Raw genomic sequence first — 14481 nt, 5'->3', positions numbered from 1 at the left:
GAATAATTAGTGCGGGATTTTGCAAAATGTTACAATATTATTGATACATTTTTTTAATCGACTCATTCAGCGTTTTATAAATATGGAGTTGTTCTTCATTTTTAATCAATTCTTCGTGAAGTTTCAAAACTCTTTCGTCGCCTCTCACGGCTGGTCCGGTTTGCGCAGATTTTGGGTCTAAGTGATAGATTTTTTCAACGGTTTCATTAATCAAAGGAAGGAAATAATTGAAATCCAAATCCTGAGAATCCGAAATTTCCTTAGCTCTTGCGAAGAGATGATTCACAAAGTTGCAGGCGAAAACGGCGGTCAGATGGATGTATTTTCTTTTTTTATAATCTGAAACTTCCACGTTATCAGAAATAATTGACGCCAATTCAAACAAAGATTTTTCATCAATTTGATTGTCAGCTTCAATAAAAAAAGGGATTTTGGAATAATCTAGATTTTTGGTTTTTGAAAAAGTCTGCAAAGGATAAAAACTCGCTTTTCTGTAATTGCCTTTCAGGATTTCTTTTGGAAGAGAACCAGAAGTGTGAGCAACGAGCGCATTTCCATTTTTAATTAATTCAGAAATATTTTCAACCGCAGAATCCGAAACAGCGATGATGTAAAGTTCCGCTTCATCTAAGTTTTCATTAGAATAAGGAATATTAAACTCGCTTGAAATCTTCGAAAGTTCAATTTCGTTTCGTCCATAGATTTGATGAACTTTAATATTATTCTGAGTGAAAGCTTTTGCCAAATGATAGGCCACATTTCCCGAGCCGATGATTACTGTCTTCATAGGAACAAAGATAAGAATTTGATGATTTGGATTTGATTAATAATATTTGAGGCTCGATTTTAGATTTAGCTTTATCCAAAGAAATTGAAAAAATAATTTAACTTTGGTCTTATTTTTTAATCAAAACTACGAAACATCTGAATGAAGCTCAAAGATGAGGAAATTGTAAACCTGCTGACTGCACCACAAACGGTAGAGAAAGGTTTGCGTGCGATGATGGATGCTTATCAGAGTCGTCTCTATTGGCATATCCGTAGGTTGATTGTCGACCACGATGGCGCTCAGGATGTTTTGCAGGATACATTTATCAAGGCGTATCAGAATATTCATCAGTTCAAAAGCGATAGCAAATTGTACACTTGGTTGTATAGAATTGCGACCAATGAAGCGTTGCAAGCGCTAAATAAAATGAACCGGATGAAAAAGACCGATGAAGATGCAGAATATCATATGCAAAATCTGGTGGCGGACAATGCGGGACAAGATGCGGAAGAGATTCAGGTTTTTTTGCAAAAGGCAATTCAGACATTGCCAGAGAAGCAGAAATTGGTGTTCAATATGAGGTATTATGATGATTTGCCTTACGAGGAAATTTCGAAGATTTTGGATATGTCTGTAGGAACTTTGAAAACAAATTATCACTACGCCAAAGACAAAGTAGAAAATTATATTAAGGACAATTACTCGCAAGAGTTTTAAAAAAATAAAAGTTATGCAAATCGATATAGAAAAACTAAACAGAAAAACGCCGTATCCGGAACCTTCCGAGGATTTTTTCAAACAGATGCAGGCGAATGTCATTTCACAAACGATTGAAAAAAATCCAGTGGTTGTGAAAAAAGAAGCTAAAGTTTTCTCTTTGAATTTCAAATGGATGGCTGCCGCAGCAGTTGTTTTGATTGCAGGAATTACGGCGTTTTTAGGATTTAATAATGATCCGGAAGTTTCTATGGCAAAACAATCTGTCATTGTGGACAGCGTGTACAAAGTAGATCAGCCAATCCAAGAAAATGTACCAAATCTAATGGCTGAAAATAATACGGTTGAGGAAACACAAAATGAAGTTTTGAAACCAAAAGTGTCAACTTTAGCAGTTGCTTCTTCTAAAAATAAAGTTTCTGCTGATAGAAATATGGCAGATACTCAAACTTACGCTGTGGAATCTAAAAGCAAATCCAGCTTAGATGTGGAAAAAGTTTTAGCAGCGTTCACACCAGATCAATTAAAAGATTTGGACAAAAATAGTGAGCAAGACGTATATCTTGATCTTTATAATTAATTAAAATCAGAGAGATGAAAAAATTACTATTCATAGTTTTGATTACGGGTCTATCTTCAGCTGTCACAGTCGAGGCTCAGCAAAGAGGCTCGGGTAATACAGCGGGAAGAAATGCGAATTCAAATCCTTCTTTCAGATCAGGCTCGGCAAGTGGCTTGGCACCGGCTGGAACGATGCAAAGACAAACTCATATTCCCAGAACCTCTGAATGGAAATCTATGAATATGAAGGAGAAAAAGCAAGCTGTAAACAATATGTCGGTCAGTGACAGAACTGTTTTCTTGCAAAAGATGAAGCAGGAAATTGCGATAGATGATCTCGATATTCCAAAAGACAGACAAGATGAGTTCAAAACGTTGTACGCGGAATATCAGAACAATCAAAAACAGATTAAAGAAAAATTTTACATAGACAAAAATCTGGAAAACCTTTCTGACGAAGAAGCTACAAAACGCCTGAATCAAAGTTTTGATGTGGGACAGCAACTTCTTAATAACAGAAGAGCTTACGCAGAAAAGTTTCTGAAAATCCTATCGCCACAACAAGTGCTCACGCTATTCCAAACAGAAGGGAAAATGCGCGAAAAAATGCTCGATAAAAAAAATGACAAATAACTCAAGAACCTCTATTTTTTAGAGGTTTTTTTTATTTTATCTGTCACATTTGCAATTGTCTGTAAATTATTTTCCTATTCTCTCAAAATTATGTATTTTCGCACACTATTATAAATACATACTATAAAATGGCAATTTTAGGCGAAATTAGAAAAAGATCATGGCTTCTCTTAGGTGTAATAGCTTTGGGATTGTTTGCATTTCTTTTTAACGCAGATACTTTTGATAAAATATTTGAGAAAAACCCAAATGTTTTTGGAAAAGTGAATGGCGAGGATATCACGAGAGACGAGTACAATGATCAGTTGATGATTATGCAACAGCAGGCTCAGCAGCAAGGACAGCCTATAAAAGGTTTGGAGGAGCAGGCTTGGCAGATTTTGGTACAGTCAAAGTTAATCAAACAACAATTTGAAAAATCTGGTCTTACAATTACAGATGACATCTTCTGGAGCCAATTGCAGTATGATCCTATGTTTGCTCAGAATCAGCAATTCTATGATGAGAAAGGAAATTTCAAACTGAATGAACTTAAATCTCAAATAGAAAAATCACAAGCTGAAAGACCGGAAGATTATGCGTTCTGGTTGAAAAATAAAAAAGCGATCGAGTACAGAATGATGGCGAGAATGCTTTTTGGAAACATAACATCAGGAATCACAACCAGCAAAAAAGAAGCTGAATTGATGATTAAATTCCGTGATGAGATGGCAAACATCGATTTCGTAAAAGTTGATTACTTGGAATTCTCAAAAAAGAATGACGTCAAAGTTACGACTCAAGATCTTGCAGATTACATCAAAAAACATCCAACAAGATTCAAAGCTACAGCGAGCAGAAACATTGCTTATGCATATTTCCCGGCTGCACCAAGTGCTCAGGATGATGCAGCAACATTAGCAGAAATCAACAAATTATACCTTAAAGGAACTGATGCTTCCAATGGCGCAGAAAATTTCCAAAACACGACGAATGACTCTATGTTTGTAGAGCTTAATTCTGATGTTCCTTTCATTCCTCAGTATGTAAGTCCAAATCAAATCCCAGCTGGATTGAAAGATAAAATTGCAACAGCAACTATCGGACAGACTTTTGGACCATATAAAGAGCAAACGCTTTACGTAGTTTCAAAATTATTGGACAGACAAATGAAGCCTTCAGATTCTGTGAGTTCAAGCCATATTTTGATTGCTTATAAAGGCGCTGAAAGATCACAGGCTACAAGATCTAAAGAGGAAGCAAAAGCTTTAGCAGATAAAATTTTAGCTGAAGTAAAATCTAATCCAGCAAAATTCAATGAAAATCTTAAACAATCTGATGAGCCAAATGCTGTAGAAAGAAACGGAAGTGTGGGTTGGACTACGCCTCAATCTTCTTTTGCTCCAGGATATTTAAGTTTCCTAGCAGCTCACAAAAAAGGCGATATTGGATTGGCTGAGACCAATTTTGGTTATCACATCATCAAAGTTGATGAAAGACCAGAAAGTATAAAGTATAAAATTGCTCACTTAGCAAAAAACATCAAAGCTTCTGACAAAACTGAAAATCAAGTTCTAACTCAAGCAACAAGATTCATTCAGCAGACTCAAGGGAAAAGTTTCAATCAGTTCAAAAACTTAGCTGAGAAGAATAAATACAGATTTGACAATCCTAAAACTGTAGGCAGATTCCAAGGAAATCTTCCAGGAATTGGAACAGACAAAGATGCAGAAGTGATTGCTTGGGCATTTGATAAAAAGAGAGAAATTGGTGATACAGATATTTTCACCGTGGAGGGAACAGGCGATAGAATTGTAGCTTATGTTGTAGGAAAACAAGATGAAGGTCTTGCAGATCCAGAAACTGTGAGAGATCAGATTGAGCCAATCGTGAAAAATAAAGTTTTGGCTAAGAAAATCTTAGAAAAAATCAATGCAGGTAAATATGCTTCCTTAGATCAAGCTGCGAAAGCATTTGGAACTACAAAAGGAAATGCAGATGTTAATCTTTTCAATCCGTCTGTAAACGGTGCAATGGAGCCAAGAGTTGCAGGTGCGGCATTTGGAGCAGCAGCTAACAAATTGTCTCAGCCAATCGAGGGAATGACAGGTGTTTACCTTGTGGTGAAAAAATCTGTGAAAACCAACAAGTTGCCAGGCGATGTGAAACAGATTTCAGAATCTATCACGCAGCAAAACTCTCAGCAGTTTACAGGAGCCTTTATGAAGAGTTTGCAGGATAATGCAGACATCAAAGATTTCAGAATTGATGTTTGGGACAAAACAGCTCAACAATAATTTCAAATTATATCAGAATAAACAAAAGCGGCATAATTGTCGCTTTTGTTGTTTTTTATTTATATCCATTATAAATCCAATATTCATATATTTGCTAATTAGTTAAAACCAAAAAAACGTGAATTTAAGTAAAGAATTAAAAACAGGATTGATAGCTATTCTTGCCATTATTAGTTTTGTCATATTGTATCAGTTTATGAAGGGGAAAAATCTCTTTACAACCGATAATGTTTTCTATGCAAAATATGATAACGTAGAAGGTCTTTCTGCTTCCAATCCTGTATCTATAAACGGTTTGAAAGTAGGACAAGTGGATGAGATCAAACCAATAACAACCAAAGATGGCAAATTGCACTTTGTCGTAAAATTGACCATTGATGATAATTTTGAATTTGCCAAACAATCAACTGTCGAGATTTTCGAGCCAGGATTGATGTCTGGAAAAGAACTGAGAATCAATCTTGCTTATGGTGGAGGAACTGCGAAAGATGGAGATACACTCAAAGGTAATTATCAACTTTCAATGCTCAATTCTTTGTCATCTCAGGTAAAACCAGTGAAGGATCAGTTATCAGGCGTTTTATTAAAATTAGATTCTACATTGGCAAGCACCAACAAAATTGTAGATGAGCAAAACCGAAGAGAAATCAAATTGCTTCTTTCAAATCTTAACAAAACGATTGAGTCTTTCAAAGGAACATCAGACAGAACTAATGCTATCTTAAGCAGTAACGAAAAAGGTCTGCACGAAGTAGTTGCCAACGCCAATGTTGCAATGCTGACTGCCAATAAAACTCTGGACAAATACGGCTCTGTAGCAGAAAGAGTGGATATTGATAAACTAAATGGAACCATCGAACAATTCAACCAAACAGCCAACAAACTCAACAACGTTATTTCTGGCATACAAAACGGCGAAGGTTCGCTTGGTAAATTGGCGAAAGATGAAGAGCTTTACAATAATCTAACGAAGACTTCAAACAGCCTCAACCAGTTGGTAGAAGATTTTAAAACCAACCCGAAGAGATATGTGAATTTCTCAGTTTTTGGTAAAAACGCAGATAAAAAATAATATGCAATATATTGACAATGTAATTTTTTTAATTCTTCTAGTAGCAGGCTTTGGTTTATTCGCTAAAAGTCTGAAAGAATTATATCGCAATATCCAATTAGGCCGCGAAATCAACAGAACCGACAGAAAGGCCGAACGATGGGCAATTATGACCAGAGTTGCCCTTGGACAGAGCAAAATGGTGAAACGCCCGATTGCAGGGATTTTGCATATTTTCGTTTATGTTGGATTTGTCATTATCAATATAGAATTATTAGAAATTATTATTGATGGAATCTTTGGAACGCATCGGTTTCTTCAAAGTATTTTGGGTGTTTCATTTTATGCGTTTTTCACAGCATTTTTAGAAATATTAGCATTATTGGTAGTATTTGCAGTTGTCGTATTTTTCATCAGAAGAAATTTCTACGGTGTGAAAAGATTGACGATGAAAGAACTTTTCGGATGGCCAAAGAACGATGCAAACTGGATTCTGATTATTGAATTTGCTTTAATGGTTGCTTTCTTCACAATGAACGGAGCAGATTATTATGCCGATGCAAATCGATTCGGAAGCAATTTTCCAATCTCGCAGCACTTATTTCCATTCTTCCAGAATTTCAGTTTAGACACACTTCATATCATCGAAAAATCCGCTTGGTGGTTTCACTTTGTGGGGATTTTGTTCTTTATGAATTACTTGTATTACTCAAAACATCTTCATATCATTTTAGCATTCCCAAACACTTGGTTTGCCAATCTTGAGAAAAAAGGAAAATTCAACAATCTGGATTCTGTCACTACAGAAATCAAATTAATGATGGATCCAAACGCTGATCCTTACGCTGCACCGGCTGAAGGAGCGACAGAAGTTCCATCGAAATTTGGAGCAGAAGATATTTTTGATTTGGATCAGCATCAGTTGATGAGTGCCTATTCTTGCACAGAATGTGGACGTTGTACTTCCGTTTGTCCAGCTAATATCACAGGTAAGAAACTTTCCCCAAGGTTGATTATGATGAAAACTAGAGATCGATTGGAAGAAGTTGGAAAAAATATCAACAAAAACGGAGGAAAATTTGTGGACGATGGCAAAAAACTTCTAAACGATTATATTACCAAAGAAGAACTTTGGGCTTGTACGACTTGCAACGCTTGCGTAGAAGCTTGTCCTGTTCTGATTGACCCTTTATCAATTATATTTGAAATGAGAAGATTTTTGGTAATGGAACAATCTGCGGCGCCACAAGAATTAAATTTGATGATGACGAATGTAGAGAACAATGCCGCACCTTGGCAGTACAATCAGGCAGATCGTTTGAATTGGGCTAATGATTAAATTTGAATCATGAAAAAGATACTATTTGTTTTTCTAATATTTTCCTTTGCTACGTTGTGGTCACAAAAGTCGGATCAATCCATCATAAAAGAAGACACGAGTCAGTTTATGACCAAGTTTCAAAATAAGGATTATGATGGGATTTTGGACATGACACATCCTGCTATTTTTGAGAAATTTGATAAAGAAACTTTGAAAGGCCTTTTTCAAAAAATGCTGGAAGACAATGAGGAATTTCAAATGGAAATCATTGATACAGATAAATTGACATTTGAAGTATCAGAAGTAATGAAAACTAAAGATACAAAGTACGCATTTGTGACGCATCCTATGAAAATGAAAATGACTTTTAAGAATCAGAAATTTGATGATTCTCAAAAGGAAATGATGGTGAATATGATGGAAGTCCAAGGAATGAAAACGAAATTTCTGAATGAAAACTCTTTGGAAATGAGCAAGCAAAGTATGATGATTGCGATGAATGATGCTTCTACCAAAAACCAATGGAAATATTTAAACTACGATGAGACAAATCCTTTGTACGTCTCGGTAGTTCCTGTAGAAATAATGAAAAAGGCGAAAAGCTACTATGCTGATTTTTTAATTAAAAATAAGGAAAATGCAAATTAAAACTATGGCGGAATACGCAATGGAAGGCAAATCTCCGGAAGTTCTCTTCTGGGTGGGTTGTGCTGGAAGTTTCGATGACCGTGCGAAAAAAATAACCAAGGCATTCTGCAAAATTTTAAATAAAATCGGAGTGGAGTTTGCCGTTCTCGGTCAAGAAGAATCTTGCACAGGCGATCCAGCAAAACGCGCCGGAAACGAGTTTGTTTTCCAAATGATGGCTTTGACCAACATCGAAGTTCTGAACGCTTACGAAGTCAAAAAAATCGTGACAGCTTGTCCGCATTGCTTCAATACTTTGAAAAACGAATATCCAAGTTTAGGCGGAAATTATCAGGTTTTGCACCACACGCAATTTCTGAAAGATTTGATGAATGAAGGCAGATTAAAAATCGAAGGCGGAACTTTCAAAGGGAAAAAAATTACCTTCCACGATCCTTGTTATCTCGGAAGAGCCAATGACGAATATGAAGCGCCAAGAATGCTTCTCGAAAAATTGGATGCCGAATTGGTAGAAATGAAACGTTGTAAAATCAACGGATTATGTTGCGGTGCTGGTGGAGCACAGATGTTCAAAGAACCTGAAAAAGGAAACAAAGACATCAATGTTGAAAGAACGGAAGAAGCGCTTTCATTCGAGCCTAAAATCATTGCGACGGGTTGCCCATTTTGCAACACGATGATGACGGACGGCGTTAAGCATTTCAATAAAAATACAGAAGTAGAAGTCAAAGATATTGTGGAGCTTTTGGCGGAAGCAGAAGATTTGTAATCAATACCAAAATTATTTAACTTTATTAAAAATTTAGAAAATGAAAATAGGAGATAAAGCCAAAGTAGATCCTAAATTTACAGGACTAGATTCTTGGATTGAAGGAACGGTGATTGATATTGAAAAAAATCCTTTCAAAGGAATTGTGATTGCTATAAAAGACGCTTTGGGAAGAATTTTTTTTGGAGAAGAGAAATTCTTCAAACCAATCTAGTCAATTATGTACGCAATTAGTTTTGATATGGTAATTGGTGATTTGAAAGAAAATTTTGGAGATCCATATAACAATGCCTATTATGAAATAAGTAAAGTCTTAAGAAAGTTTGAGTTTTACAACACACAAGGAAGCGTTTACCTTTCTAACAAAAATGATTTAACCAATCTATTCCGTGCGATGAATGCTTTGAAAAGTATTGATTGGTTTCAGAAGTCGGTAAGAGATATCAGAACTTTCAAGGTTGAAGATTGGTCAGATTTTACAGAGTTTATGAAAGAATAAAATTTAAATTATACAAAACCCAGATCAACTCTGGGTTTTTCCTTTTTACAGAATTGGATAAAAATCCGTAATTTTATATTTTTAAAATCAGAATATGCAAATCGAGGAATCCAATATTGTCGAAACGAACGATTACCGAGTGATTATATATCCCGCTTCACGCCCATTCACGGCTAAGGAAAGCAAAACTATTGCTGAGAAATTATACGATTTTTTAGGCGATTGGGCCGCTCACGGAAAAGAGTTGTCTTCTTCTTTCAAGATCGAAAAAAATCAATTCATCATTATTTGTGTAGATGAGGAAAAAGAAGTGGCTTCCGGCTGTAGCATAGATGCATTGGGCAAAGTGATGAGAGAATTGGATTCTGAATTTGAGCTAGGCTTATTTGACAGAATGAAAGCCAGTTTCATCGAAAATGGTGAGGTCAAAACTTTAAAACTCATTGATTTTAAAAACAAGATCAGAAGTGGCGAGTTGTCAAAAGACATCGAGGTTTTTGATTTTTCCAAGAATACATATCTTGATTTCTTGAGTCATTTTTTACAGCCTTTCAACAGGAGTTGGGCTTCATCGATTTCTTAATTTTTTCATTAATTCAAGATTCAATTTCAAATCATTTCAAAATCACACTTTGAAAATACTTTTCCTTTCTTCTTGGTTTCCAAACAAATTAGAGCCTACAAATGGCAACTTCGTGCAACGCCACGCAGAAGCGGTTGCGACTTTGCAAGATGTGGAAATCCTTCACACCATCGGAGATTTTGACCAAAAAGAAACTTATATTTTTGATGATAAAGTAATCAATGGCATCAGAACTTTGATTATTTATTATAAAAATTCTAAGAACCCAATTCAGAATTTCGTCAGAAGAATGAAAGCCTACAAAATGGGATTTGCCAAACTGCAAAAACCAGATTTGGTGCACGCCAACGTTCTTCACAACAATATGCTTTTCGCCGTTTATCTGAAAAGTAAATATGGGATTCCGTTTGTGGTAACGGAACATTGGACTGCGCTTAGAAAAATCAACCAACATCAGACTTCATCTGCAATTAAATTTATTGCGAATTATATAGGAAATCGTGCGTCTGCGCTTTTGCCTGTGAGCAACGATTTGAAAGTTAGTTTGGAAAATCTGGGAATCAAAAAACCAATGAAAGTGATTCCAAATGTTGTAGATACGCAACTTTTTGAGCCAAATCATTCTCAATCAGAAGTTTTTACCTTCGTTCATATTTCGAATTTGATTCCAAGGAAAAACGCGGATAAAATACTGAATGTCGCTATCAAATTACTGAAAGAAGGTTATCAATTAAAACTAAAAATCGGTGGTGACGGTGAAACCAAAACATTGCGAGAAATCGTAAAAAAAGAAGGTTTCGAAAACCAAATCGAAGTTTTTGACACTTTGACTTCACCCGAAGTTTCTGAAAAATTGAAGACTTCCGATTGCTTCATTTTGTTTAGTAATGACGAAAATCAACCGTGTGTGATAGCAGAATCTTTCGCATCGGGAATCAAAGTGATTTCTACAAATGTTGGCGGAATCTCCGAATTTTTCCCAAGTGATTTTGGGATTTTGGTTGATGAACCTAATGAAATTCTTCTCGAAAATGCAATGAGAAAATTGCTGAACGAAAAAGAAATCACGAACAAAACTGAAATCGCAGATTACGCAGAAAAAACGTTTTCCAAGAAGGCAATCGCAGAGCAGTTTACAGCAGTTTATGAAAAAATATTGAACTAAAATGAAGGGTTTCAATATTCATATTTCTGAAAATAAAATTGACAATAATCTTTTTTTTGAAAACGATTACGATTCTTTTGTTTTCAAAAATGATGATGTTGAAGTCGCTATCGAAGGCATTATTCTTAATAAAAAACAACTTCTGCAAAATTCTTCCTATTCAGATTTTACTGATTTTTTCTTAAGTCTTTACCAGAATAAAAATATTAATTCCATCAAAGAATTGGATGGCGAATTTCGAGGTTTTGTTTGGGATAAATTAAACAAGAAAGTTTTAGTTTTCACCAATACAACTTCCACACAACGTGTTTTTTACACGAAGCAAAACGGACAGATTTTCATTGATTCTCATTTGGTGCGATTAGCTGAATCGTTGAAAAAAAACAATATTTTTGTAACTCCAAATATCGATAATCTCTACAAATTATTGACGTTTGGAAATATGCTGGAAAACGAAACGCCGATTGAAAATATTTTTAAAATCCTCGATGGACATTACATCGAAATCGATTTGAAAACCCAAAATATTATTGAGAAAAAGTATTTTGATTTAGAAAATATCGCTTATTACAAAGATTCTAAAGAAAAAGCAATTCAGGATCTGGATGCTATTTTTTCTGAAAATATAGCTTTGGAATATCAGAAAGATAATGAACTGAATTCCAGGTGTTTCTCTTTGCTAAGTGGCGGTCTAGACAGTAGAATCGCGATGCTTTACGCCGATAAATTGGGTGAAAAACCAGATGAAGCGTTTTGTTTTTCCCAATCCGGATATTTGGACGAAACTATTTCTAGGCAAATAGCAAATGATTATAAAATTCCCTACACTTTCCAATCTTTGGATGGCGGAAGTTACTTGAAATATATCGACAAACTCACAGAATTATCCGAAGGTTGTGGACTTTTCACAGGCGGAATTCATATCCAATATGCATTTGAAAATCTGAAAAACACGGACTTTAAAATTGTTCATAGCGGTTCCATTGGCGATGGGATTTTAGGCGGTTTTAATACAGTTCCTTATCGTAGAAAACCAGGCGAATTCAAAATTGTCGTCAATCCAAAATTTCTTCCAAAAGTAAAATCAGATTTTGAAAAAGTGCTGAATCAGTACGAGTCCGAAGAATTATTTTACCTCAGAAATGTGGCTTACAACAGGACGGTTTTGGGCGCGCAAGTGATTGAGCAATATGCGTATCAAACGTCGCCATTTATGTCGAAAACAATGTTGGAATTTGCCATAAGTCTTCCGGAAAAATGGAAGATCAATCAAAAACTCTACTTGGAATGGTTGAATAAATACACACCAAATGCCAGCGATTACATCTGGGAAAAAACAGGAATGAAACCGAATGCACAATGGAAAAGCACGTTTGGCCCAAAGGTGAAAAAGCGATTCTCGAAGCTGTGGAACGCCAAGATAACGAAGCAGACCGAGAAAACAAGTATGTATCCGTATGAGTTTTATTATTACAATTCGCAGGATATTCAGGATTATTATCAAACTTATTTCAAAGAAAATATTTGGCGTTTGGAAAATCATCCGGAGTTGAAACAAGATGTGGAATTTCTCTTCGCACAAAAAGATTTCTATCAGAAAAGTCAGGGCATCAATATTTTAGCTATTTTTAAATTATTTTTCAAATAGTGGGAAGCCTCTCGGATTTTCTAAGAAATTTTCTAAAAAACAAAGGTCATTTTGTCTTTGGATCTTTGCTTGTGGCGAAGATTTGTGGATTCATCGGGTCGCTTATTATCATCAGATTGTTGTCCGAAAATGATTTTGGATTGATAAGCATTGTCGCGTCTTTGTCGGCTGTATTTCTGGCGTTTAGCGGATTTGGAAGTCAGCAGATTTTGTTAAGATATGGTTCGATTGCGAAAAATTCGAAGGAAAGAAACGCAGTTTCTGCCTATCTTTTGAAGCAGGGTTTTTATTATCAGATCTTGCTTAGTTTCATTTTTTTGCTGTGCTCATTTTTTTATTTGGATCGATTTGAGAAGATAATCTTTCTTTTCATTGCTTTTGCTGTAAGGCTGATTGGTGTTTTTTTTTACAATCACATTCAGTCGCAATTGCGGATTACAAGAAGAAATAAAGAGTTTGCAAGACTGAATAATGTTGTCAATATTTCGGGCTTAGTTTTGATTTTGATTCTAACATATTTCTTCGGAATTATAGGATATTTGATTGCGATGACGTTGATGCCGTTCTTCGCTTTGTTTTGGTTTAAAAGCATCAATCTATCAGAAAAAATTGAACTCAAACTTTCAAAAAAAGAAATCTGGAAATATGGGCTTTTTACTGCGGGGACTGCAGTTTTGGGCGATGCATTATTCTCACTTGATATTATTTTAATGGGATTTTTGATGAATGAATCTGCAGTTGCCAATTACAAAACCGCTATTTTGATTCCAGCCAATTTGACCTTCATCGCAATGACTTTTATGCAAAGCGATTTCCCAGAACTGGCTAGAAATCATCAAAATAAAAATTTTATAAAGTACTATATTTCAAATTATTACAAGATTTTCATTCCGCTTTGCATAAGCATTTTCTTCGCAATGTTTTTGCTTGATGACTTTATTGTGAAATTATTTTTTGGTGAAAAATATCAGGGAATCGAAACATCATTTTTAATTTTAACCAGTGCATTTCTTCTCAATATGTTGATGAGAAATCTCTACGGAAATCTATTGTCGGCTGTTGGGAAAATGGAGTACAATACCATTATTTCTGCAATAGCTTTGGTCGTTTTAGTTGCTTTGTCCATTTTCCTAGTTCCGAAATTTGGGATAGAAGGAATGGCGATTTCCCAATCAGTCACTTTATTCATCACAGGTTTATTGTTAATGAGCGGATTCTTGTCTCATTACAGAAAATTGTCGTGAAAGAATTTTTATCTTTGCAAAGATGAGACTCAAGATATTCACAATTTTATCCGCTATTTTGCTCCTTTTCTCTTGCCAAGGAGACGAGACGGAGACGCAAACCATAGACCAGGTTTTGAAACTTTATATGAAGAGTTCCTCCAATCCGGATTTGTTGAATCCTAGAATTGATGGGTCTTTTACGAATGTTGCTCTACTTGATATTTTGGGCGAACGGGATTTGACTCCTGTTTCTGGATTTAGCTTGTTGAAAGATTCTGACACAATCACATATCTGGATTATCCCGCTGGTGCAATTCGTTTGAAAATCGATTCTTTGAGCAATGATAATGAACAAACTTATTATTCTCAATTTGTTTTAAGATTATCAAGAACTCAAAACTCAGTAGTGACAAATGTTGATGATACCATTAAAATTGAGTACAAATCCACACCATCATTGTTTCAAATCTCGAAACTTTGGTACAATGGCGATTTGAAATTTACAAAAACTCAAGGACAACCAAACATTGTCACAATCGTGAAATAAAATCCTTAAATTTGCAAAAGTTCTGTTGGGTGATGGAAGCTGGATGATGGAAGTTCCGCTACAACACC

At 35.4% G+C, this 14481-nt stretch carries 16 protein-coding genes; 15 read left to right on the top strand and 1 reads right to left on the bottom strand.

Translation table 11 applies throughout. The features are described 5' to 3' along the window. Positions 1-37: 37 nt before the first annotated feature. Positions 38-787: a Rossmann-like and DUF2520 domain-containing protein gene (locus B0I22_RS09000; RefSeq protein ID WP_133944329.1), complete on the bottom strand. Its 750-nt coding sequence runs from the start codon at positions 785-787 to the stop codon at positions 38-40. A gap of 141 nt (positions 788-928) precedes the next feature. Between B0I22_RS09000 and B0I22_RS08995 the strand changes: the two genes are divergently transcribed. The 15 genes from B0I22_RS08995 to B0I22_RS08930 all read left to right on the top strand — a co-directional run bounded on the left by B0I22_RS08995 (position 929) and on the right by B0I22_RS08930 (position 14413). Beyond that, the gene (locus B0I22_RS08995; protein WP_133944328.1) at positions 929-1486 is read left to right on the top strand and encodes an RNA polymerase sigma factor; all 558 of its coding nucleotides are present in this window, start codon (positions 929-931) and stop codon (positions 1484-1486) included. A gap of 13 nt (positions 1487-1499) precedes the next feature. Then, positions 1500-2066, top strand: coding sequence for a hypothetical protein (locus B0I22_RS08990; protein WP_133944327.1), 567 nt, complete (start codon positions 1500-1502; stop codon positions 2064-2066). A 14-nt stretch (positions 2067-2080) separates the two neighbouring features. Beyond that, positions 2081-2680 carry a hypothetical protein gene (locus tag B0I22_RS08985; protein WP_133944326.1) on the top strand — a complete coding sequence of 200 codons (600 nt, stop codon included), beginning with the start codon at positions 2081-2083 and terminating at the stop codon, positions 2678-2680. A gap of 128 nt (positions 2681-2808) precedes the next feature. Then, the gene (locus tag B0I22_RS08980) at positions 2809-4956 is read left to right on the top strand and encodes a peptidylprolyl isomerase (protein WP_133944325.1); all 2148 of its coding nucleotides are present in this window, start codon (positions 2809-2811) and stop codon (positions 4954-4956) included. 118 nt (positions 4957-5074) lie between these two features. Beyond that, entirely contained in the window at positions 5075-6028 is a 954-nt protein-coding gene (locus tag B0I22_RS08975) for an MlaD family protein (RefSeq protein ID WP_133944324.1), read from the top strand. Between the two features lies 1 nt (position 6029). Continuing rightward, positions 6030-7346 carry a 4Fe-4S dicluster domain-containing protein gene (locus B0I22_RS08970; protein ID WP_133944323.1) on the top strand — a complete coding sequence of 439 codons (1317 nt, stop codon included), beginning with the start codon at positions 6030-6032 and terminating at the stop codon, positions 7344-7346. Between the two features lie 9 nt (positions 7347-7355). Beyond that, positions 7356-7976: a hypothetical protein gene (locus B0I22_RS08965; RefSeq protein ID WP_133944322.1), complete on the top strand. Its 621-nt coding sequence runs from the start codon at positions 7356-7358 to the stop codon at positions 7974-7976. Then, positions 7966-8745 carry a (Fe-S)-binding protein gene (locus tag B0I22_RS08960; RefSeq protein WP_133944321.1) on the top strand — a complete coding sequence of 260 codons (780 nt, stop codon included), beginning with the start codon at positions 7966-7968 and terminating at the stop codon, positions 8743-8745. The genes B0I22_RS08965 and B0I22_RS08960 overlap by 11 nt, the downstream gene beginning before the upstream one ends. A 40-nt stretch (positions 8746-8785) precedes the next feature. Next, on the top strand, positions 8786-8959 hold the full coding sequence (locus B0I22_RS16140; RefSeq protein ID WP_166668209.1) for a hypothetical protein: 174 nt from the start codon (positions 8786-8788) through the stop codon (positions 8957-8959). A 6-nt stretch (positions 8960-8965) separates the two neighbouring features. After that, complete coding sequence (locus B0I22_RS08955; RefSeq protein ID WP_133944320.1) at positions 8966-9244, top strand: virulence protein; 279 nt, start codon at positions 8966-8968, stop codon at positions 9242-9244. Positions 9245-9338: 94 nt separating this feature from the next. Further along, complete coding sequence (locus B0I22_RS08950) at positions 9339-9827, top strand: hypothetical protein (protein WP_133944319.1); 489 nt, start codon at positions 9339-9341, stop codon at positions 9825-9827. A gap of 49 nt (positions 9828-9876) precedes the next feature. After that, a complete protein-coding gene (locus B0I22_RS08945; RefSeq protein ID WP_133944318.1) occupies positions 9877-10992 on the top strand; it encodes a glycosyltransferase in 1116 nt (371 codons plus the stop codon). 1 nt (position 10993) lies between these two features. Then, positions 10994-12640 (top strand): asparagine synthase-related protein, encoded by a 1647-nt coding sequence (locus B0I22_RS08940; RefSeq protein WP_133944317.1) that lies wholly within the window; start codon positions 10994-10996, stop codon positions 12638-12640. Next, entirely contained in the window at positions 12640-13884 is a 1245-nt protein-coding gene (locus B0I22_RS08935) for an oligosaccharide flippase family protein (RefSeq protein WP_166668208.1), read from the top strand. The genes B0I22_RS08940 and B0I22_RS08935 overlap by 1 nt, the downstream gene beginning before the upstream one ends. Before the next feature lie 22 nt (positions 13885-13906). Continuing rightward, the gene (locus tag B0I22_RS08930) at positions 13907-14413 is read left to right on the top strand and encodes a hypothetical protein (RefSeq protein WP_133944315.1); all 507 of its coding nucleotides are present in this window, start codon (positions 13907-13909) and stop codon (positions 14411-14413) included. The last annotated feature ends 68 nt before the right edge of the window (positions 14414-14481 follow it).

The organism is Epilithonimonas xixisoli, from assembly GCF_004365655.1.
Lineage (GTDB): Bacteria > Bacteroidota > Bacteroidia > Flavobacteriales > Weeksellaceae > Epilithonimonas > Epilithonimonas xixisoli.
Note: the sequence above shows the minus strand (reverse complement) of the source record. Positions and strands in the feature narration are given on the sequence as shown.

Bases quoted from the DNA above. Each gene is read 5' to 3' on its own strand.
- B0I22_RS09000 (WP_133944329.1), bottom strand. From the start codon at position 787: ATGAAGACAGTAATCATCGGCTCGGGAAATGTGGCCTATCATTTGGCA.
- B0I22_RS08995 (WP_133944328.1), top strand. From the start codon at position 929: ATGAAGCTCAAAGATGAGGAAATTGTAAACCTGCTGACTGCACCACAA.
- B0I22_RS08990 (WP_133944327.1), top strand. From the start codon at position 1,500: ATGCAAATCGATATAGAAAAACTAAACAGAAAAACGCCGTATCCGGAA.
- B0I22_RS08985 (WP_133944326.1), top strand. From the start codon at position 2,081: ATGAAAAAATTACTATTCATAGTTTTGATTACGGGTCTATCTTCAGCT.
- B0I22_RS08980 (WP_133944325.1), top strand. From the start codon at position 2,809: ATGGCAATTTTAGGCGAAATTAGAAAAAGATCATGGCTTCTCTTAGGT.
- B0I22_RS08970 (WP_133944323.1), top strand. From the start codon at position 6,030: ATGCAATATATTGACAATGTAATTTTTTTAATTCTTCTAGTAGCAGGC.
- B0I22_RS08965 (WP_133944322.1), top strand. From the start codon at position 7,356: ATGAAAAAGATACTATTTGTTTTTCTAATATTTTCCTTTGCTACGTTG.
- B0I22_RS08960 (WP_133944321.1), top strand. From the start codon at position 7,966: ATGCAAATTAAAACTATGGCGGAATACGCAATGGAAGGCAAATCTCCG.
- B0I22_RS16140 (WP_166668209.1), top strand. From the start codon at position 8,786: ATGAAAATAGGAGATAAAGCCAAAGTAGATCCTAAATTTACAGGACTA.
- B0I22_RS08955 (WP_133944320.1), top strand. From the start codon at position 8,966: ATGTACGCAATTAGTTTTGATATGGTAATTGGTGATTTGAAAGAAAAT.
- B0I22_RS08950 (WP_133944319.1), top strand. From the start codon at position 9,339: ATGCAAATCGAGGAATCCAATATTGTCGAAACGAACGATTACCGAGTG.
- B0I22_RS08940 (WP_133944317.1), top strand. From the start codon at position 10,994: ATGAAGGGTTTCAATATTCATATTTCTGAAAATAAAATTGACAATAAT.
- B0I22_RS08930 (WP_133944315.1), top strand. From the start codon at position 13,907: ATGAGACTCAAGATATTCACAATTTTATCCGCTATTTTGCTCCTTTTC.